14 protein-coding genes and 2 pseudogenes are annotated in these 21052 nt (G+C 41.4%); 10 read left to right on the forward strand and 6 right to left on the reverse strand.

Annotated elements, in window-relative coordinates; genetic code table 11:
* Positions 1 to 54: 54 nt before the first annotated feature.
* Complete coding sequence (locus FHS60_RS07260) at positions 55 to 342, reverse strand: helix-turn-helix domain-containing protein (RefSeq protein ID WP_183697048.1); 288 nt, start codon at positions 340 to 342, stop codon at positions 55 to 57.
* A gap of 2 nt (positions 343 to 344) precedes the next feature.
* Positions 345 to 623, reverse strand: a complete 279-nt coding sequence (locus tag FHS60_RS07265; protein ID WP_183697051.1) for a helix-turn-helix domain-containing protein — start codon at positions 621 to 623, stop codon at positions 345 to 347.
* Between the two features lie 820 nt (positions 624 to 1443).
* Here FHS60_RS07265 and FHS60_RS07270 point away from each other — a divergent pair.
* The 4 genes and pseudogenes from FHS60_RS07270 to FHS60_RS07285 all read left to right on the forward strand — a co-directional run bounded on the left by FHS60_RS07270 (position 1444) and on the right by FHS60_RS07285 (position 4572).
* Positions 1444 to 2373 (forward strand): annotated as a pseudogene (locus FHS60_RS07270) (toprim domain-containing protein).
* Between the two features lie 4 nt (positions 2374 to 2377).
* Positions 2378 to 2884 carry a DUF3408 domain-containing protein gene (locus FHS60_RS07275; protein ID WP_183697054.1) on the forward strand — a complete coding sequence of 169 codons (507 nt, stop codon included), beginning with the start codon at positions 2378 to 2380 and terminating at the stop codon, positions 2882 to 2884.
* 301 nt (positions 2885 to 3185) lie between these two features.
* Positions 3186 to 3596, forward strand: a complete 411-nt coding sequence (locus FHS60_RS07280; RefSeq protein ID WP_060831426.1) for a plasmid mobilization protein — start codon at positions 3186 to 3188, stop codon at positions 3594 to 3596.
* A complete protein-coding gene (locus FHS60_RS07285) occupies positions 3580 to 4572 on the forward strand; it encodes a relaxase/mobilization nuclease domain-containing protein (protein ID WP_060831425.1) in 993 nt (330 codons plus the stop codon). The genes FHS60_RS07280 and FHS60_RS07285 overlap by 17 nt, the downstream gene beginning before the upstream one ends.
* A 199-nt stretch (positions 4573 to 4771) precedes the next feature.
* On the opposite strand, the pseudogene FHS60_RS07290 reads toward FHS60_RS07285, so the two are convergent.
* The 3 genes and pseudogenes from FHS60_RS07290 to FHS60_RS07300 form a co-directional block, all read right to left on the reverse strand.
* Positions 4772 to 5497 (reverse strand): annotated as a pseudogene (locus tag FHS60_RS07290) (IS982 family transposase); the annotation flags it as partial.
* A gap of 556 nt (positions 5498 to 6053) precedes the next feature.
* A complete protein-coding gene (locus FHS60_RS07295) occupies positions 6054 to 6935 on the reverse strand; it encodes a nucleoside phosphorylase (RefSeq protein ID WP_009346697.1) in 882 nt (293 codons plus the stop codon).
* A gap of 20 nt (positions 6936 to 6955) precedes the next feature.
* On the reverse strand, positions 6956 to 7735 hold the full coding sequence (locus tag FHS60_RS07300; RefSeq protein ID WP_183697057.1) for a hypothetical protein: 780 nt from the start codon (positions 7733 to 7735) through the stop codon (positions 6956 to 6958).
* Between the two features lie 102 nt (positions 7736 to 7837).
* On the opposite strand from FHS60_RS07300, the gene FHS60_RS07305 reads away from it, so the two are divergent.
* On the forward strand, positions 7838 to 9343 hold the full coding sequence (locus FHS60_RS07305) for a PBP1 and LysM peptidoglycan-binding domain-containing protein (RefSeq protein WP_183697060.1): 1506 nt from the start codon (positions 7838 to 7840) through the stop codon (positions 9341 to 9343).
* Between the two features lie 6 nt (positions 9344 to 9349).
* Entirely contained in the window at positions 9350 to 10081 is a 732-nt protein-coding gene (locus FHS60_RS07310) for a porin family protein (protein WP_183697063.1), read from the forward strand.
* Between the two features lie 328 nt (positions 10082 to 10409).
* On the opposite strand, the gene FHS60_RS07315 is transcribed toward FHS60_RS07310, so the two are convergent.
* On the reverse strand, positions 10410 to 11846 hold the full coding sequence (locus tag FHS60_RS07315) for a CCA tRNA nucleotidyltransferase (RefSeq protein ID WP_183697066.1): 1437 nt from the start codon (positions 11844 to 11846) through the stop codon (positions 10410 to 10412).
* A gap of 179 nt (positions 11847 to 12025) precedes the next feature.
* Between FHS60_RS07315 and FHS60_RS07320 the strand changes: the two genes are divergently transcribed.
* From FHS60_RS07320 to FHS60_RS07335, 4 genes are all read left to right on the forward strand, one after another.
* Positions 12026 to 12319 carry a hypothetical protein gene (locus FHS60_RS07320; RefSeq protein WP_183697070.1) on the forward strand — a complete coding sequence of 98 codons (294 nt, stop codon included), beginning with the start codon at positions 12026 to 12028 and terminating at the stop codon, positions 12317 to 12319.
* Positions 12320 to 12325: 6 nt separating this feature from the next.
* Positions 12326 to 14599: an ATP-dependent helicase gene (locus FHS60_RS07325; protein ID WP_183697072.1), complete on the forward strand. Its 2274-nt coding sequence runs from the start codon at positions 12326 to 12328 to the stop codon at positions 14597 to 14599.
* A 90-nt stretch (positions 14600 to 14689) separates the two neighbouring features.
* On the forward strand, positions 14690 to 17371 hold the full coding sequence (locus tag FHS60_RS07330; protein WP_183697083.1) for a valine--tRNA ligase: 2682 nt from the start codon (positions 14690 to 14692) through the stop codon (positions 17369 to 17371).
* A gap of 83 nt (positions 17372 to 17454) precedes the next feature.
* Complete coding sequence (locus FHS60_RS07335; protein ID WP_183697086.1) at positions 17455 to 20829, forward strand: glycoside hydrolase family 84 protein; 3375 nt, start codon at positions 17455 to 17457, stop codon at positions 20827 to 20829.
* The last annotated feature ends 223 nt before the right edge of the window (positions 20830 to 21052 follow it).

Below are 21052 nucleotides of genomic sequence, written 5' to 3' on the forward strand. Positions count from 1 at the left end.
TTTCCCGGAAAGAAACCTATAAAATTATCCAACACATAGTTTTTATAATGTATTTTAGGGCTTATAGTTTTCTTTCAAAAGCTTCTCCAAGTTGGAAAGTTTGTAGAGGATCTTTCCTGCAATTTGGGTGTAGGGGATAATGCCCTTGTCCCGATAATCCTGCAAGGTACGAGGGCTGATGAAAAGGCGTTCGCAGACCTCTCGCCCTGTGAGATAGATCTCTCCTCCGAATAGAGGACGATGCGTTTGGGCAATCTCCCGAATACGTTTGCTTACTTCTTGGATGCCTGAGATGAGTTGTTTCATTTCGGGCGTTTCTTTGTTTACGATTTCGTGTTCCATAGTCACTGTATTTTTCGGTTCGACTTTTCGAAGAGTGCTTCCACATCCTCACGTTTGTAATAACATTTGTGCCCGATTTGGATAAAGGGCAGCACGGAAGTATCCCGATAATGCTGGAGTGTCCGTTTGCTGATGTTCAGTATTCGGCACACGTCCCCATTGTGCAACAGGTCGGGAACTTCGGGCTTTGTTTCGAAGTGTTCTCTCATACAAAGAACCAATTCTTCGATGCTCTTTTTCAGTTCCTCCCAAGCGGAGGTGTCGATAGCGGTAAATCTCATATCAATATCGTTTTAATTGTTGTTTTTCTCTTTTTGATGCAAATGTACGCGGTCGAAATCCTTGTTTCCTGACGCGATTAAATCAAAGGAAACAGCAGGAACTCGCAGGCAAATGTATAAGTAAAGTCGGGCTGTTTCCGGAAGGAGTTCCCTGTCGTTTCTCTTCGTTCCCCCGAATTCCTTCCGTCGGAAAGACGAGATACGTTTTCGACGCGAAAATAACGAACCTACACATGCTATTTATCCTATTCCTCCTAAGTGGATACTTCCGGCTTCGAAAGGGTTTGAAGTGGCTCAGTTAGGGGAAATCCTCCTCTCTATCTTTTTAGGAGTCTCCCTCTGTTTTCATCGAAAAGGCAAAGGCATGCATCTGCATGCAATCCGATACAGCCATTAGGGTAGTGTTTCCCGTTCTTCCATTTGTCGTTCCCTGATTTTTGAGGTGAAAATGTGTGGTATTCTTCCTCTTTCCCGAAGAAATATGCGGTGCCTTGACGCAACAACGCCATAAAACTTGGCTTTACTTGTGTACCTCTCTAACTTGCCTCAGCCATCCGTTTTCGGATGAAAGTTCAAAATCAAGCAAACAAAGGAGGTACGAACAATGAAAGAAAACAACTTAGCCAAGAGAACAAGAAATGCCATAGATACTTTCTTCTTTCACTGTGAAAGGAGATATACAGTGAAAGAAAAAAAGAAATACTTTTCGCTTTTTGTCAGCCGACAAGTGTGAGGAAGTCCGTCCTCCGCAAGGAAGTTACTTTTCTCTTTCACCGTTTGAAATTCCAATTTATTCATTCAATAATCATCGAATTGACTTATGAAATCAAGATATTATGACTTACCCACCATCAAGGCGATATCGATAGTCGACTATCTGCACGCCTGCGGCATTGAGCCTGCAAAGAGTTATAACGGCTACGCCCTTTATCACGCACCCTACCGAGAAGCCCCCAACGCCAGCCTGAAAGTGGACTTTCGGCAAAACCTGTGGCACGATTACGGAATAAGCAAAGGCGGAAGCATTATCGACCTTGTGATGCGGATGCGAGGTTGCAGTGCCTACGAAGCCATGGCACATCTTGCCGAAGGAGAAGAGACAACTCTCACACCCTCTTCCTTTCATCGTGTAACAGCTCCCAAAATGACGAGTACAAGGCGTATCCTCTCCATCAGCAAAGAGTTGCCCCTGCATCTGCAAAGCTATCTCCGAGAAGTACGCAAGATAGACCTTGCCATTGCAAGCCCTTATCTCCGTCATATTCGCTATACCGTAAATGGACGAGAGTATTCTGCCATAGGTTTTCTCAACCGTGGAGGAGGGTATGAGCTTCGGGACGACTAGACATTCAAGGGAACAATCGCTCCAAAGGATATAAGCCTCATTCAAGGGAATACTTCTGAAACACTCTGTCTCTTCAAGGGCTTTGTGGATTTCCTTTCCCATCTTACGATAAAAGGGCAAGAAACCGCTCCCAGCCTTGTGCTGAGCTCCGTCAGCAATCTCCCTCGAGCCGTTGCCTATATTCATGAGAATGCTATCGACTCTGTTCGGGCTTTCTTCGACAACGATGAGGCAGGGCGGCAGGCTCTCCGAAAACTTTGGGCATCCGGTATGGAGGCAAAAGATATGAGCCGTCTCTATCCCCGTCACAAAGACCTGAACGAGTATCTTGTCGCTCTCTGCCACGAGCAGAAAGAATTAACCGCAAGAGTAAAAAACATGAACGTAAAACGTAAAATCAGATAAGCTTATGAAAGAAGAATTCGATTTGTCTCTCTATTTGAACCATCCCGAAGGACCCGAAAAAACACAAGAACTCCAAAAAAATGTCAGTAAAGCAGTCTCCGCCAAGCAAGAGACAAAACAGGCTGAGCAATCAAAGCAAGTCGATACTACTCTGTATTCTCCAATATCCGAGCAAGCATTGCCTTCTGAGCCTTTGAATGAGGGGAATGAAACAATGAGAGCAGAGTATTCTGAACAAGAGGAGTTACAAGTAATTCCAAGCATTCGGAACCGTATTATCCACAAGCAACCACAAGAGAGCTTGGAGAGCTATCGGGAAGCCTTTCTAACGCCCCATAAAATCATTGACCGGAAAGCGGTTTACCTGAGCCGTATCACATGGGAACAGTTGGAATTTACCGTTCGCCGTCTGGGTGAGCGTGGAGCAAATGTTTCAAGTTTTCTGGAGCGTATTGCCTTGAACCATTTGGAGGAATATGCAGACGACATCGAACGCTGGCGGAAACTCTGAATGCAGAGGGAAGACAGCTTGCCCGGAACGCCGTTCATAAAGTGAAACATGGTATTCCGGGGACACAGGGAATAGCAGGATGAACAGACAACCGGACATTCCGAGCCATGAAGGATAAACAGGAGAACGAGACTTTGTGAATCATGTATCATCGGTAAACGTGCAAGACGTCAGTTTGTGTCCACAAACTGCTCTTGCCCCTCACCGGTTTGTTCGGGAAGGGTACCGTAATCACTTCGTTCTCATCGGTAGAGGAATACCATATATAAACCGACGTATAAACGTAGTATAATCTAATCATATGAAAAGAAAAACCGATCATTCAGACAGAGACAGGAGCAGGAACAGAACACAGATTCTTCGGGTACGTTGTTCCCTAGAGGAGAAAGCAAAGATACAAGCGAAGGCGCAGCAGACGGGTAAGAAGCTCTCCGAGTTTTGCAGGGAAGCCTTGCTTACGGGAGAGGTCATCGCCGTTCCGACATGGAGCGGAAACGAACAGGAGGCTGTCCGGGTATTGCAACGGGTTGCTCATTTTTTTACACACATCTCCAGCCTGATTAAAAAGAAAGACCCTGCATGGCTGCCCGTAACCAAAAATCTTGCACTTATCTCGCTGGAGGCATTTAAGCGTTTCTATCATCCGCGGCACCGGATTCCGGATGAAGTGTATAACCTCCTGAATATAGAGCGGGATGATTGCCAAGTGTAGAGCCATTGCGCACGGAAAGACTGCATTGGAGTATATCTTCCGGGAGACAAAGCTGAAGGATAAACTCCTGTTCCATAATCTTTGCGGGGACACGGCCGGAGGAATACATGAAGAAATGAGCCTGATAAACGGGTTCAACAGCCGTTGTCGGAATAAATTCCTGCGTATCGAAATCGGGATAGCTCCCAAAGATGAGCCGGTGATGAGTCGGATGAAACTCCGGAATCTGGTTTGGGAATTCATACAAGCGATGGGGTTGAAAGAACATCAGGCTGTTGCCGTTACACATAAGGATACGGATAATCTGCATATCCATATCATTGCCAACCGGATGGATATGAACGGAGCGGTCTACGATACGACATTTGTAAGCAATAGAGCAGTGCGGGTAGCTGAAGAGCTGAGTCGCAGGTACGGTCTTACCGTAGCAAAAGAACTGACGGCAGAGAAACGTTACCGCAGGCGCGGAACAAGCCGGACAAGAGAAGCCGTCAAAGAGAGACTGTGCTCAATAGCCTACGGATTACTGGAAAAACACATGCGGAACGGGATGAACGGCTATGCTTCTTTCCGGTATGAGTTGAACCGGCAAGGTGTATCGATAGAGCAGATGAAAAACAAAAACGGGCGAACCTACGGTCTGAAATTTCACTTCGAAGGGCAGATTTTCAAAGCTTCGGAGGTCGGGCGGGAATTCGGGTATCACTCGCTGCTGAAACAGTTCGGGCTTTCTTTCCTTTCACCGCATGCAGAAAAATCTGCTGTTCCGGTCTATAATCCGAAGCAGCCTACTCAATCGATAGCTGAAGAACACACTCTTGCAGAAACCATCGTCAGTATGACAGAGGGGATCGCCTCCTTTGCCGAAGGTTTACCGGATTTTCGAGTCCACGGAGAAGATTATGCCGAAACCGCTTTTCAGCATAGGATTCGCAACGAAGCCAAGAGGAAAAAGAAGCGGGGGCGGAGGATGTAAAATGCAAAAAAACAAAAAAAGAAAATCACGACAAAATGCTCGCTTTCCCCCCGAAAAGAGTATCTTTGCAGGAGATAAAACGAGCGTTCTTTGTTTATCCAAAAACAGGCGACCAAAAGCACTTCGCTCATTTCCAAATCGTTACCCATTTGCCTGATAATTAAACACAACTAGTTGATTTTCTTTTAGATAATTCTGCGAGATATTCTCTATTCACATCCATTAATCTGTTCTTCATATTAGTCCGTATCCCTATTACGATATGTACACCTCTGTCAAAGAGTGAAGCAAAAAGTGATTGAGAAATATACCCTTTATCGGCATATAATTTTCCAAATAAATCCTTCGTTAAATCGTTGAATACTTTTGGGTTACGGTCGTCTACATTGGCTCGGGTTAGAGCAAAATTGAGTAGCTCGCCTCGTTCATTACACAAAAGATGAAGTTTGAAGCCATAGTACCATCCCATAGTACTTTTTCCCTTTTGGGCGTACCCTTTGAATACGCGATTACGGGATTGTCTCTTGTTTTCGCACACTGGAATACGTGTAGAATCGAAAAAGGTTATCCCGGTGCATTCTCCCATTAATCCCAGTTTGAGAAAGAGCAAAAGGGGTATTGCAACACGAGGCATACGCTCAACGAAGCGTGTATAGGAGAGTAGATTGGGAAACTCTTTTTTTAGTTCTCGGCAAACATAGAAGAGATAGAAATGTTTGAAATTCCGAAAAGTATTGCTGTGGAACAAAATAAGAATTGTGATCATTTCGGCATCACTCATCCGCCCTTTTCTCTTGCGATGTTTTGGACTATTGGCAGGGGCGTTTGAGAGAGAAAGAGAGGTATTGTTTAATTCCGAATGATATTCTTTGCAGAAATCATCTGCAATACAATAGATTTCTGTAACTTTACTGACAAGTTTCATGAGGATTGTTATTTTGTTATATGATTGATTATCAACAGTAAATATACAAAAAACAATCCTCTTTTTAGGCTTTTATTGAAACTTTTTTTGAGGAAAAAGAAGTACTGCTTATCCCGAATTGGGGGTTATAGCAATAATCTCTGATCTTTCTTTATCTATAAAAGAAGTCTACTTATGAAGGAGAAAATTATTATTTATCGACAAGATAGCAAGGATTATTTTGCGACGAAAGAAAGGGGCATTCTTGATATAAATACTCCTTTCTTTCTAAACTTTCATTTAATTCTAGGACTTCTTGTTTCATAGTGAAAAAAAGGCGGTAGATCTCACGAACTGCCGCCCTTTGTGCTTCGATAGGTAATTAGAATTTCTTAAGGTAAAAAGATTGTTTCAGGATAACTGTGAGCAAAGATAAAGAATTTGTACCGAATCAGCAAATTTAAAATCTATGTTATATAACATACTTTAAGTAATAAAATAAGGAGAGCTTATAGACCAATAAGTTACATGTTGTGATATGTCTACAAGCTCTCTTATTATTTAACTTTTTATTTTGTCAAATACGTTCAAGTACAAGGCGAATTAGATCTTCGATATTGTTCTTGTAGTTTGGTGTAGCTCTATGGCTCACACGGTTTGCAATAACCATACAGCACGTCATGGCACGATGTCCCATGAGCTTTGCTAATCCTGCTAAGGCTGAAGATTCCATCTCGAAATTAGTAATGCGCCATTCGTTGTACTCAAAATCCATAATTTTCTGGTTTTGATTGGGATCAGCTAAAGGCAAACGTAGTTCACGTCCTTGAGGGCCAAAAAAGCCACCACAGGCAATTGTTACACCACGGACCATGTCATCTTTTGCAATACGTTCGATCAAATCTGCATCTGCATCAATAGCATAGGGGTGAGCAATACAAGTTGAGCCAGTCCATTTCATGTGTTGAAGGAAAGCTTCTTCAAACTCTAAATCACACACTTCATTGCGTCCTGCATAGAAATTGAGGAGGCCGTCAAAGCCAAGGCTTTTTGCTGAAGCGATGTATGTTCCTTCTGGTGTATATGGTTGTAGACCACCACACGTTCCAATGCGAACAATTGTCAGCTGGCGAGGAGTAGGGCATAACTGACGAGTGTTGAAGTCTATGTTGGCACAAGCGTCCAATTCGTTCAGAACAATATCAATGTTATCACAGCCAATACCTGTACTAACGCAGCTAATACGTTTCCCTTGGAACATACCTGTAATGGTGCGGAATTCACGATTTTGTATGTCACATTCAATAGATTCGAAATTAGCAGCAACTAAAGGCACACGACCAGGATCGCCTACAAGGATAACATTGTCTGCTAACTGTTCAGGAAGGAGGTGGAGGTGAAAAATACTTCCGTCAGAATTAATAATCAGTTCTGATTCTTCAAAGATCTTTTTTTTCATATATAAATGTAGTTTTAGGTTTATTTATTTTTTGTCAATATGAGAATTTGCAATTTATCAGCAGGTTGGTTACGATCAGTCACGAGTTGTATTCTTCCATCTTTATCTTTTATATAAAGTAAATCGTTATATGGCGAATTGTAAGGAATCCTAAGTTGTTCAGGTTTTAAGAACGTATGAGTATCAAAATCGTAACGAGTGATGAATAAGTCGAAGCCACCTAATGATGTTGTTCCTTGTTCAGCAAAGTACAATGTTGTACCATCTGTCGACATGAAAGGGAAATCGCGGTCTTTATCCGCCGTTTGCAATCCTGGTAGGAGCTGAGGAGACGTCCATTTGTTGTTTATCTTCAAGCTGCGATAAAGATTGTGTAGGCCAGAGCTATCTGCCATTGAAAAATAAGCTACATCGCCCCAGCCATTTATATAGGCACTATTTCCTAGGTGGGTAGCATATTCTGGAAGAAGTTGAGATGCAGGAAGCAGCGTTCCTGCGTCCTTTGGTAGTTTTAGGGCAGAGAATAGTTGTGCTCTATCTATCATAATAGTATCGGAATAGACCACAGTGTCGGCATGAAGAGCCATATTTTCCCCCATGCGTGCGCGCTGCAAGGCCGCATCAAGCGTTGTCGTTGGTTGGTTCTGTTTTCTAGCTTTCTTGATTTGTTGTTGTATCAGTGTTGCTGCTTCTGTATATTTTGCTTCTAAAAAGAGCTGGTTTGCATCCTGCCGTTGCGCAGAAATGCCTTGCGTGCAGAAAAGCCATGTTATTGTTGCTCCTAAAAAATATATCTTCATAAATCTATGCAAATTGCACAAGCGAATATACATAATTCTTATGATACGCTCCAAATACTCCATCAAAAATATGTATTTTTGCAGACATAACAAGAAAAAATTATGAAGTTAAGAAGTTTTTTACTAGCATCTGTATTCTTTGTTTTGTGTACAAGTGTTGTTGTGGCACAAACAAGAGTTGTAGAGCATACGGTTGTTAAAGGAGAAACCTTGTATAGACTATCAAAAAACTATGGTGTTACAGTGGAGCAAATTGTAGCTCAGAATCCTGGACTTACGACTGAGACACTTCAAGAAGGCCTACTGATTAAGATTCCTACTAATGGAACAGCCCCCTCTTCCGTGTTGCAGAAAGAGTCTTCTCATTATGCCACTCATAAGGTACAGAAGGAAGAAACCATTTGGGGAATTGCCAGAATGTATGGAATCTCGGTTGATAGTTTTATGGAAAGTAATCCGCAGATGAAAGAAGCTAACTTCAAACTTAAAAAAGGTTTGGTATTGCGTATTCCCCAGACTGTTCAACAGCAAAAGTCACAAACCACAAGCCAAGCTCAGAATAATGTGAGTGCTGCTATTCTTCTCCCGCTTACAGCTACTGGAGTAGAAGGTGAGAGAAGTGTAGAGTTCTATCGTGGCTTTCTTATGGCTGCTGATAAAGTTAGAGAAAATGGTAGCAACATCAATGTATATACCTACAATGAGCTTCCCTCCTCTACTAATCTTACAGATATTCTGACTAAAATCAAGAATAGCAAAGTGCAGTTCTTGATTGGTCCGGTCTATCCTTCTCATTTCGATGAAGTCTCCAGTTTTTGTCGGAGTAATGGAATAAGAATGATTGTTCCTTTCTCGTCTAAGGCAATGCAAGTGAATGTTAATCGTTATGTGTATCTTCTCAACACTCCGGCAAAATATGAAAAGATACTAGCTACAGACCTTTTCTTGAAGACCTTTAAGGGAAAGTCTGTTCTTTTCTTGCATACAAACAAGGCAGATCAGCAGGAATTTACTCAATATCTTCGCCAACGCTTGCTGATGCAAGGTGCCACTGTGATCGATGTAAATGAAGACGCTACGATTGCTCAGTTGAAAACAGCACTCAATAATAAGAAGCACACTATAGTAGTTCCCGATGCTTCTGATGCTTCTACGCTGCAACGCGTGTTCTTAAAACTCAACGAAGTTCGTCAGGCAATGCCTAAGGCAGAACTATCTCTTGTAGGCTATTCTTCTTGGCTCAATCAAACAGCAAGATATGAAGGGGAATTATTCCTTAACGATACTTATATCTTCACTCCTTCCTATTATGAGCCTGCTTTTGCTGGTGTACGGCAATTCAATGTCGACTATCAGGCGTGGTTCAAGGCGCAACCTTTAGATGTTATTCCGAGAATGGGGTTGTTGGGGTATGATACAGGTCTTCAAGTGTTACAAGGCATACTCAAATATGGTGAGAAGTATAATACGCAAGGAGCAGAGAAAGGCTTGCTACAAAGTAACCTTCGCTTCGGGCGCACCGAAGAGGATGGAGGTTATATCAACCAAAGTATGTTTCTCATTCACTACAAATCAAATAAAACAATTGATAAAATTACTGCAAAATAGTTCACGATGAAGCGTCTTCTGCTATCTCTTTTTCTTGCCTTTTCTGCTTTAGGCACATTTGCCCAAATCGGAGAATCTAGGCGTGCAATATCTGTTGGTATGAATGCAGGTATACTTATGAACAAAGTAGCCTTTACTCCTTCTATTAAGCAGAACTGGCACGTAGGACCAACTTTTGGACTAACAATGCGAATCATGAGTGAGCGTTATTTCAAAACTTATTGTGCCTTACAATTTGAGCTGAATTATGCACAATTAGGTTGGAATGAAAACATCTTGAACTCTAAGATTGAACCCTTACCCGATACATATCAGCGGCATCTTAACTATTTTGAAATACCTTTCTTGGCAAGATTGGGATGGGGAAAAGAATCGAATGGCTTGATGGGCTTCTTCGTTGTGGGTCCTCAAATTGGGTATTTGTTCAGCGAAAAGAGTAAGCAAAGCTCTACTTGGACATTAGATAGTGAGGGTAACCCAGACAGACCCAATGGTATGTTTGCACAATATTCGATGAGTGTTAGTAAGAAATTTGATTACGGAATAGCAGCCGGCGCAGGTATGGAACTAAACACGAAAGCTGGTCATTTTGTGCTAGAAGGGCGTTACTATTACGGCTTGAGTGATTTGTTTGGGAATTCCAAGAAAGACGTATTTTCCCGTTCAAATAATGGAACAATTCAAGCTAAAATAACATATCTCTTTGACATTCGTAAAGAGTCTCCAAAAGCTCTATGATTTTTATAGGCTTTTTTTTATGCCGACTATAAAAGGTTGTAATGATTAGAGCAGACGCATCGGTATAGCAGAGAATGCTCAGTAATAACCTCTTTCTTTTTCTGCGGATAGATACCCTTATTGTATTTTCGGATACAATAAGGATATCAGCCGACAGGCTTATTGTGCCAGCTGACGCAATAAGGATAAATATCCTTAAGCTGTGTGTTGGGGAAATATTGCCCAGTGTTAGAATTCTGTATTTCATAAAAACGAGGCAGAAGCTCGACCTTGAGCTTCTGCCTCGTTTTTATGAAAAATCCTGAGAAATTGTGTTCTTTCTGTGCTGTTATTTAGTTCTTTGTAGTCCCATTTCGGCAGCTTTCTTTAGTATGTATTCCAGTGCGGCGTCGTGTTCGTTAGGGATTACTCCATCAAGGATGGCATCTTTGAGTGAGCTTTTCAAACTTCCAATTTCTTGGCATGGACCAAGATTGAAAAGCTTCATAATTTCGTTGCCTGTAACAGGTGGTTGGAAATTTCTAATGCGATCCTTTTCTTCTATGTCGATGAGTTTTTGGCGTACCAATTGGAAGTTTTGCAGAAAGTTACGTTTGCGTTGCTCGTTTTTGCTAGTGATGTCAGCTTCACATAAAAGCATCAAATCATCAATATCTTTGCCTGCTTCAAAAAGAAGGCGTCGAACAGCGCTGTCTGTTACTATGTCGTCAGACATAACAATTGGGCGCATATGAAGCCCTACGAGTTTGCTAACATACTTCAATCTTTCATCAAGCGGTAGTTTTAGTCTGCGGAACAATGGACGCAGCATTTTTTCTCCCAAGAAATTGTGGTTGTGGAATGTCCATCCGGTTAAAGGATCCCATTGCTTGCTTTTGGGTTTGCCAATATCGTGGAGTAGGGCAGCCCAGCGTAGCCATAGATTGTTTGTTTTTTTTGCGGCATTATCGAGAACTTCGAGCGAATGGTAAAAGTTGTTTTTGTGACTTTTACCGTTTCGTGTTTCAACAATGTCGAGTTTTGCAACTTCAGGAAGAATGATTTCGAGTAGTCCACATCTGTGAAGTTCAACAAATCCAATGGAAGGGCGTGGAGATAGCATTATCTTGTTTAATTCATCGATGATTCTTTCTGCGCTGATAATTTTGATTCGCTCTTTGTTTTGCGTGAGTGCTTCAAAGGTTTCATCATAAATGCGAAAGTTAAGCTGTGCAGAAAAGCGTATGCAGCGTAGCATGCGTAAAGGATCATCGCTAAAAGTGATATTCGGATCTAACGGCGTGCGAATGATGCCATCTTGCAAGTCTTGTATTCCGCCAAAAGGATCAATAAGTTTTCCAAAATTTAAGGGTGTCAGAGATACGGCAAGAGCGTTGATCGTGAAATCACGCCTATTCTGATCGTCTTCAAGTGTGCCGTCTTCCACGATAGGCTTTCTGCTGTCATGTGAATAGCTTTCTTTGCGTGCCCCTACAAATTCTATTTCGTAGTGATGCCACTTGACTTGTGCTGTTCCAAAGTTGCGAAATATAGAAAGATGGGCTCCTTTTTCTAATGTGTCAGTAAAACTTTTTGCAAACTCAATTCCTGACCCGATAACAACCACGTCAATATCATTAGTAGGGCGGTTGAGGAAGAGGTCGCGCACATATCCTCCGACAAGATAAGTTTCGATTTGTAGCTTGTCGGCAGTTTGTGAAAGTTTCTCGAATATATGATCTTTATGTAAAATATCTACTATATCTACTTGTTGGAGATTCCTCATTTATTTTATTTTTAAGCTGCGAAATTACTAATTTTATTGTTATTTTTGCAATTAAAAGATTCAAAATGCGGTACTTCTCCTTTATCTTATTTTTAAGTTCCTTCTTATTGTTCTCTTGTAAGCCGAGCAGTAAGTGGTCTAGCGTTAGACAATCAGACGAGGCACAAGGTCAAGAATTATTGAATAGGTCTCGGGCACAGCTTACGGCAAAAAAGTATGATGAAGCAGAAAGAACGATTAAGGAACTCCGCAAAAAATATCCGCTGGCCTTGACAGCGAGGGAAGAAGCTATACTTCTGCTAGATAGTGTTCATCTGGCTCGCTCTAGCAAAGAACTTATGCTGATAGATATCGATTGTGAGAATGTAGCCGATGTGGATTCTTTGCGTAGGGAGTTGGAAGATGTCGTGATGCAGAAGAATTTTTATATGCGTAAGCTAAAATACGACAAAACTCGAATCAAAAGACATTGATTCTTTATGGAAGAAACTTTCTCAAAATCATTAAATAGCAATCAGTTAGAGGCTGTAACATATTGTGATGGTCCATCTTTAGTTATAGCAGGAGCAGGTTCAGGAAAAACTCGTGTGCTGACATATAAGGTGGCTTATTTGTTGGAGCATGGGTATGCCCCCTATGAGATCTTAGCTCTGACTTTTACTAATAAAGCGGCAAAGGAATTGACGAATCGCGTGAGAGAATTGTTACCTAACAATTCCGAGCGTTTGATGTGGTGTGGCACATTTCATAGTGTATTTTCTCGTATTTTGCGAATTGAGCATGCAGCCTTGGGCTTTACTTCTACCTTCACTATTTACGATCAGGAAGACTCTCGCAAACTGATTAAATCTATTATTAAGGAATTTGGCCTAGATGATAAAGCATATAATGTTGCTACTGTAAATAGTAGAATTTCCTTTGCAAAGAATAGGATAATCTTGCCTTCAGATTACGAAAAAAATCAAGATCTCCTGAAGCGTGACGCTCGTGATAATATGCCAGAACTTCACCGGATTTACTCTGCGTATTTTCAGCGTTGTCGCAATACGAATGCTTTGGATTTCGATGACCTGCTGCTTTTTACATACCTTTTGTTACGTGATCACGAAGATATTTGTGCGAAGTATCAGCGTCTTTTCAGATATATTCTTGTTGATGAGTTTCAAGACACTAATTATCTTCAGTCGCGTATTTTGCTGCTGCTAGCTCCTTCTGGAAATTCCCGCCTATGTGTAGTAGGTGATGATGCCCAGAGTATTTATGCTTTTCGAGGGGCTGATATTGGAAATATATTAAGTTTTCAAAAGCATTATCCTCAGGCTCGTCTCATTAAGCTAGAGCAAAACTATCGCTCAACGCAGACCATTGTGAATGCTGCGAATTCTATCATTTCGCACAACAAAGACCGTATTCAGAAGAATGTCTTTAGTAAGCTATCAGAAGGAGAGCTTATTCGTGTGATGTCTTCGTATAGTGACCAAGATGAGAGTATGAAGGTGTTGAAAGAGATTCTTCGCCTGCGTTCTCTCTATAGTATAGATTATTCAGACATAGCAATTTTGTATAGAACAAATGCTCAAAGTAGATCTTTTGAAAATGCTTTGAATCAGATGAATATTCCGTACAAAGTGTACGGAGGAATCTCTTTCTATCAGCATAAGGAAATAAAAGATATTTTGGCTTATTTTCGTGTGATTTGTAATCCGCTGGACGAGGAAGCCTTGGTGCGTATTATCAATTACCCTACGCGTGGAATTGGTGCAACAACCTTGACTAAATTGCGCTATGCAGCAGCTCAGTTCCAAATAGGCTTGTGGCAGGTTCTCAAAACTCCTCAAAATTATGAGGTAAAGATTTCAGCCTCAGCACAGAACAAAATTCTATCCTTTATTTCTCTCATCGAAGAATTGCAGGAATCCTTATCTACAATGGGGGCTTACGATTTGGCCTCAGATGTTATAAAGCGTTCTGGAATTGCAGAAGAATTGCATTCCGAGAAAACTCCAGAGGCTTTGAGCAGAGTGGAAAATGTGGATGGTTTGCTGAATTCTATAAAAGAGTTTTCGCAGGAGCAATTGGAGTCTTTTGGTAATGAGCAAGTAAGTCTTAGCGACTATTTGATGCAAGCCTCTTTAAGTTCTTCTCAAGATGCTGTAGCTGATGGAGTTCCTGCTGTTACACTTATGACTGTTCATGCCGCCAAGGGGTTAGAGTTTGATACCGTCTTTGTTACGGGAATGGAAGATAATCTTTTCCCAAATCCGAATGCACGCTTCTATCCCAAAGAAATGGAAGAGGAACGAAGGCTTTTCTATGTGGCAGTGACGCGTGCGAAAACCCGTTGTTTTCTGTCTTATGCTAAATCTCGTTATCGATATGGTTCGGCGGAAACGTGTAATCCATCACCTTTTTTGTGCGATATTGATTCTCAGTATTTATCTTATGATGATGAAGATATTTTCAGTGCTCCTCGAGTGAGTAGCAAACCTCATGTGACAAGTATTCCTTCTCCTGCAATAAATCGTGCGTCAAGATATTCTTGCATCGGAAATGCTTCATCTCAAAACTATACAGAATTATCAATGTTTAATGTTAAGGTTGGTTCTTATATAGAGCATGAGCGCTTTGGTAGAGGTGAGATTATCGAAATATCTGGAGAAGGTAGTAATGCTCGCGCAAAAGTTAAATTTGAAAATGTTGGAGAAAAAAATCTTCTATTGAAATTTGCAAAGTTTAAGCAAGTAAATGGCTAAACATAGGTATTAAAAGCCTGTGAATCTTTTGTTTTTTGCATGGCAAAAGCTATCTTTGCCGAATAAACTAAAACTACAAAATATTAAAGAATGGAATTAGCGCCTAAGTATACTCCAACAGACGTGGAGGGTAAGTGGTATCAATATTGGACAGACCATAAATTATTTAGTTCAAAGCCTGATGGGCGAGAACCATATACTGTTGTTATTCCTCCTCCCAATGTGACAGGCGTGCTGCATATGGGACATATGCTGAATGAAACAATTCAGGATATTCTTGTGCGTCGTGCTCGAATGGAAGGCAAGAATGCTTGTTGGGTTCCAGGTACAGATCATGCGTCTATTGCTACAGAAGCAAAGGTGGTTAATAGACTGGCTGAGCAAGGCATTAAAAAGGCAGACTTGACTCGCGAAGAATTCTTAAAACATGCTTGGGCATGGACCGAGGAACATGGAGGTATTATTCTTCAGCAGTTGCGTCGTGTTGGTGCAAGCTGTGATTGGGATCGCACTGCATTTACAATGGATGAAGAACGTTCAAAGAGTGTTATCCATGTTTTTGTAGAGCTTTATCGTAAGGGGCTTATTTATCGTGGTGTTCGCATGGTAAATTGGGATCCTAAAGCTTTAACAGCTCTTTCTGATGAGGAAGTTGTCTACAAAGAAGAGAAATCGAAACTTTATTACCTCCGCTACTATGTAGCAGAAGATGATATGTCTACGCCAGTTCCTGAAGGCTGTGTGGTTCATACAGATGAAGAAGGGCATAGGTATGCAGTTGTAGCAACAACGCGTCCTGAAACAATTATGGGTGATACTGCAATGTGTATTAATCCTAAGGATCCGAAGAATCGCTGGTTGAGTGGAAAGAAAGTTCGTGTGCCTTTAGTGAATCGTGTGATTCCTGTTGTTGAGGACGAATATGTAGATGTGGAATTCGGAACAGGATGCTTGAAAGTGACTCCTGCCCATGATATTAATGATCATGCGCTCGGTTTGAAGCACCACTTAGATACAATAGATATTTTTACTGATAATGGTAGTATCTCTGAGGCTGCAGGTATTTATGTAGGAGAAGATCGCTTTGAGGTTCGTAAAAAAATAGAAAAGGATCTTGAAGCAGCTAACTTGATGGAGAAAGTGGAAGACTATACTAACAATGTCGGCTTCTCTGAGCGTACCAATGTTCCTATAGAACCAAAACTTTCTACGCAGTGGTTTTTGAAGATGCAACACTTTGCTGACTTGGCTTTACCGCCAGTGATGAGTGATGAAATTAAATTCTATCCCACAAAATATAAGAACACCTATCGTCATTGGTTGGAGAATATAAAGGACTGGTGTATCAGTCGCCAACTCTGGTGGGGACATCGTATTCCTGCTTATTATTTGCCAAATAATACCTTTGTGGTTGCTGAAACTATTGAAGAAGCTTTGGACTTGGCTCGTCAGCAAAGCAATAACCCAAACCTTTCGGAAGCAGATTTGCATCAAGATGAAGATGCTCTCGATACTTGGTTCTCAAGTTGGCTTTGGCCGATTTCTTTGTTCCAGGGGGGGGCTCAACCAGATAATGAGGAATTCAACTATTACTATCCTACAAGCGACTTAGTTACAGGTCCAGATATTATCTTCTTTTGGGTTGCCCGCATGATTATGGCCGGTTATGAATTCACAGGTAAGATGCCGTTCAAACACGTTTACTTTACGGGTATAGTTCGTGATAAGTTAGGACGCAAGATGTCTAAGTCTCTGGGGAATAGTCCTGATCCTCTTGACTTGATAGATAAGTTTGGAGCTGATGGAGTTCGTATGGGACTTATGCTGGCTGCACCTGCTGGTAACGACATTCTTTATGATGACGCTCTGTGTGAGCAAGGTCGTAATTTCTGTAATAAGATTTGGAACTGCTATCGTTTGATTGAAGGATGGCAAGTTGCCGATGCAGAACAACCGAAGATAAATACCCAGGCTTTGGAATGGTTTGGTGCACAACTTCGTAGCAGTGCAGAAACGATTAAAGATCTTTTTTCAAAATATCGCTTAAGTGAAGCTTTAATGGAGGTTTATCGTCTGCTGACAGATGAGTTCTCTGGTTGGCTTTTGGAAATGGTTAAGCCTGCTTATGGTGCTCCGATAGATGCTACTACTTTGCACCAAGTTAAGGGCTATTTCAATGATTTGCTTCATTTGTTACATCCCTTTATGCCTTTCATCACAGAGGAGCTTTGGCAGCATCTTGCAACACGTAAGGAGGGGGAAAGTTTGATGATAGATCCCCAAACTATACCAGCTCCGCAGGCGGAAGATGCAGAAATCCTTCGTAAGATTTTTATAGTGAAAGGCGTGGTTCAGGGTGTTCGTGCTGTTCGCAATTCGCGGAATATAGCGAAGAAAGAAGTATTACCGCTTGAGGTTCTCAAGGCTAATCCTATTCCCGAACTAGATGGAATTATCATGAAGATGGCTAATCTTTCAGTTATTGCTGTTGTTGAAGAAAAGGGTGAGGGGGCTTCTAGCTTTATGGTTGGAACTTCTGAATATGATGTGCTTCTCGGCGACCTTGTGGACAAGGATGCAGAGATTGCAAAAGCTGAGGCTGACTTGGAGCATCTTCGTGGCTTTTTAGCTTCTGTTGAAAAGAAACTATCTAATGAGCGTTTTGTTGCTCATGCACCTGCTGCAGTCGTAGCGCTTGAGGAGAAGAAAAAATCGGATTCAGAAGCAAAGATAAAAGCTCTTGAAGAAACTCTTCAAGTCCTTCGTAGATAAGTATTTAATAGCGTGAATCACACGACCTTTGTGTCGCGTTGATTCATGTTTTATTTTAAGCAAATAAACCTAAACTATCAAATATGAAACTTAAATCATTATTCGTTGTTGCTATGCTTGCCTGTAGCTGCTTTGTTTATGCAGATGGCAGATATACAATTTATCCAATTCCGCAGAAAGAAGTTAGTGGAATTGGAACAACGTCTTTTACATCAACCGTGGATGTTATTGCTGAAAGCGGAATAGATGAGGCTACACGTAACCGAGTGAAAGAAGTGCTCCTGGAGCATGGCTTAACAGCAAATTTTGTAAATCAGTCAAGAACAGGTGTTGCAGCAATTTGGCTAGGTGTAAATCATTCAGGTCAAGCTGCTGATTCCCGCGTATCTACGTTAGGACTAGATCGTAGTCTTTTCACAAATGGCCGTTATGATCGCCATATTGTAAACCTTACAAATGAAGGCGGAGTAGCACGTCTCGTTATTTTAGGCGAGAATACAGATGCTACCTTCTATGGTTTGGCTTCGTTGGAACAGATGTTGGATGTTGGCCATACATCTATGCCTTGTATTACTATTTATGATTATGCAGATATCAAAAATCGCGGTATCGTAGAAGGATATTATGGCTATCCCTATTCAGTAAGTGTGAAAAAGGACTTGATGCGCTTTATGATGCGCTATAAGATGAACACTTATCTTTATGGTGCTAAAAGCGATCCTTATCATTCAGAGAAATGGATGGACGCGTATCCGATGTCTGTTACAGCACAGCAGGAGACAAATGGCTGGTTGTCACAGGCGATGGTACGTGAGGTGACTGCTGAGTCTCATGCAACAAAAATCAATTTTATTTGGGCAATACATCCCGGTAACAAATTCTTGGGTAGCAATACTGTAATCAATGACATTATGGGCAAATTTGCCAAGATGTATGATTTAGGCGTCCGACAGTTTGGCGTTTTTGTTGACGATGTTAGTATTCCATCAGACGATGCTGGCTACAAACTAAATGCTGATCGTTTGACACAATTGCAGAAAGCAATGGATTCAAAATATAATGTTGCAGGTGCAGCAGCTGCAGATACTGTTAAACCGCTTCATTTTGTTCCTCAAATCTATTGCCGTAATTTTGCAAGTAGCGAAGAGCAGTTTACAAAATTCTTCAATGCTTTGGGCAGCACTCCTTCAAAGATTACTATCTACACAACAGGCTGGGGTGTTTGGAGCGTGCCTAATAGTAGAGATTTGAGTGTTACTGCAACTCCGCTAGGGCGCAATGTTGGCTGGTGGTGGAACTATCCTTGCAACGACAATGCAGATAGCCAGATTTTTGCTAGCGATATGTATTCCAACTTCGTGGATATGCCTGCTGTTGGTAATAATTCCATACTGCCTGCAAGTCTAAATGGTGGTATTTCTATTGTTAGCAATCCGATGCAGCAAGGTGAAATTGCTAAAATCACAGTCTTTAGTGTAGCTGACTATGCTTGGCACACAGCTTCTTTTAACAATCAGAACAGTTGGCAAGCTGCTGTTAATTCTGTGTTAGGAAGCAAGGCTGCAGCTTTCCGTAGTATTGCACCTTATCTGAGATGGAACGATGCCGCTACATTGAACAATAAGATTACAGCGTATAAGGCTGGACATAATCCAACAGAGCTTCGTGTAGAAATGCAGAATATTGTGGATTCATGTAAAGTGTTGGAAACTTTGGCTTCTTCAACTTCTGAATCTGATCGACTTTTCTATCGTGACATCCGTCCTTGGATTTTGAAGCTTCGTGATATGGCTATAACCACGGCACGGTTCCTCGATGTTGCGGCTTTAGAAAATACGGATGAAGCCAAATGGCAACGTTATGTAGAAACGCTTTCAGCAGCAGATACTCTTAATTCTGCAAATTCTTATAAAGTTTATGCTTTGGAAGGAATGGGTAGTGGTATTAGCGTTTCAACTTCAATTGCTAAGCTTTCTGAGCAATATCTGAAGCCCTTCATTGAATATCTCAAGACTCATGCCCTTGATGGTTTCTTCAACAAAGCAGAGCAATTGTCAAAGCCTTCTCCCATTTCAAATAAGGAAGGAGCTTTTGTTCGTGTCGTTTGGTCAGAAGCAACACAGAGCGGTTATATCAACACGCCTCAACCCATTGTTTTGGAAAAGGGACAATATATTGGTGTTGAATTCCCCAATGCTACACGCTTGGCATCTTTGGTAGCAGCAGATACATTGCTCAATAACTTTTGGGTACAATACAGCGCAGATGGTAAGACGTGGACGCGCCTAAAGTCTTCTGCTGCTCCTGAAGATTTCGTGCGTTATCTGATAGTTCAGAACAGCAATGCTGCTACTCGTTCTGTGCGCTTGCAAAAGGCACGTCTGAATTTTCAGTTTCCAACTCTGACAAAGGTGAAGGGAAGCACCATTCCTACAGCAGATATTTATGATAACCATACCGCAAATCTTTTTGTGGATGGTAATCCTGCTACTTTTACTTGTATTAAGCGTAATCAGCAGACTGGCGATATTTATCAAATGGAACTTACGGAGACAACCCCCATTGATGATATTCGCCTCTATATGGGAACAACAAATGGTGACTACCCCAATGGTGCTTTGGTACAAATCTCAGAAAATGGTACCACTTGGACCTCTTTGAAGGTAAAGGGTACGAGTCAGACCACTTTTCATATCAATTTACCGCAGGTGAAGAGGTTGAACAATGATGTTTCCTTTTGTGATTTTGAAGGCGGTCATCAAAAGGTGCGTTTCGTTCGTTTGAATGTCACGAATCCTAATACCTCAAAATGGTTGCGTCTATATGATATCGTAGTTAATCGTCAGTCTTATCTCGAACAATTCTTACCTCGTGTGACAGTTGACGGCTCTGAGAATTTACAACTTACTGACGGTGAAGGTTCTACTAAGGCTACTGCAACTCAAGAGATCGTTATTCGTCTTGATGCTTTGCGTACTCCAAAGTCTTTAACAATCTATCAGAAAGCAACGAGCGCAAATGTAGATATTGAAGTAACTGCAGACTTCCTGTCTTGGCAGTCTTTGGGAAAACTCTCTTCATCTTATGTTAGCGCTATTGATTTGACCACTATTCCTGAAGCTACTGGTGTTCGTTTCCGCTGGACAGGTGTTGCTCCTCAAATTTATGAGATTACAACACAATTAAGCGAAAAAGATAAGCTGACAGCAGTGCAAAATCCTCAAGTACAAGGTGATCTTCAGCTTCATGTAGACACAGAAGGTTTAACTCTTTCTTCTGCCCAGGACGTAAGAAGCTTTGAAGTTCATGATTTGAGTGGTCGTCTTATTTATACGCAAAATCTGACGGGAGAGTCTCGTGTTACCGTCCCTTTTGTTTATAGCGGACATCCGGCTATGATTGTTACGGCTGTCCGCAAGGATGGAATTACTATGTCATTTAAGGTGCTGACTCGTTAAGATAGGCCTCTGGCGTATACATCTTTTACAACTATCTAGAATTTTAGAACAGAAACATTGGTGCTCTCTTTGCCGATGTTTCTGTTTTTTTATTATTCTAGGCAAGATGAAAAATAAAGGTAATAAGCTGTCCTGTACTAAATAAGTTGACAGTTCATAAACTCAAAAAAAGATATATGTCAAGATTAAAGTACAGCGAAACAGAGAAAGTCCTGTTGTTGCG

The organism is Alloprevotella rava (assembly GCF_014195585.1).
GTDB lineage: Bacteria > Bacteroidota > Bacteroidia > Bacteroidales > Bacteroidaceae > Alloprevotella > Alloprevotella rava.

Coding starts and splice junctions, on each gene's coding strand:
- FHS60_RS07260 (WP_183697048.1), bottom strand. CDS start 342: ATGGAACACGAAATCGTAAACAAAGAAACGCCCGAAATGAAACAACTC.
- FHS60_RS07265 (WP_183697051.1), bottom strand. CDS start 623: ATGAGATTTACCGCTATCGACACCTCCGCTTGGGAGGAACTGAAAAAG.
- FHS60_RS07275 (WP_183697054.1), top strand. CDS start 2,378: ATGAAAGAAGAATTCGATTTGTCTCTCTATTTGAACCATCCCGAAGGA.
- FHS60_RS07280 (WP_060831426.1), top strand. CDS start 3,186: ATGAAAAGAAAAACCGATCATTCAGACAGAGACAGGAGCAGGAACAGA.
- FHS60_RS07285 (WP_060831425.1), top strand. CDS start 3,580: ATGATTGCCAAGTGTAGAGCCATTGCGCACGGAAAGACTGCATTGGAG.
- FHS60_RS07295 (WP_009346697.1), bottom strand. CDS start 6,935: ATGAAAAAAAAGATCTTTGAAGAATCAGAACTGATTATTAATTCTGAC.
- FHS60_RS07300 (WP_183697057.1), bottom strand. CDS start 7,735: ATGAAGATATATTTTTTAGGAGCAACAATAACATGGCTTTTCTGCACG.
- FHS60_RS07305 (WP_183697060.1), top strand. CDS start 7,838: ATGAAGTTAAGAAGTTTTTTACTAGCATCTGTATTCTTTGTTTTGTGT.
- FHS60_RS07310 (WP_183697063.1), top strand. CDS start 9,350: ATGAAGCGTCTTCTGCTATCTCTTTTTCTTGCCTTTTCTGCTTTAGGC.
- FHS60_RS07315 (WP_183697066.1), bottom strand. CDS start 11,846: ATGAGGAATCTCCAACAAGTAGATATAGTAGATATTTTACATAAAGAT.
- FHS60_RS07325 (WP_183697072.1), top strand. CDS start 12,326: ATGGAAGAAACTTTCTCAAAATCATTAAATAGCAATCAGTTAGAGGCT.
- FHS60_RS07330 (WP_183697083.1), top strand. CDS start 14,690: ATGGAATTAGCGCCTAAGTATACTCCAACAGACGTGGAGGGTAAGTGG.
- FHS60_RS07335 (WP_183697086.1), top strand. CDS start 17,455: ATGAAACTTAAATCATTATTCGTTGTTGCTATGCTTGCCTGTAGCTGC.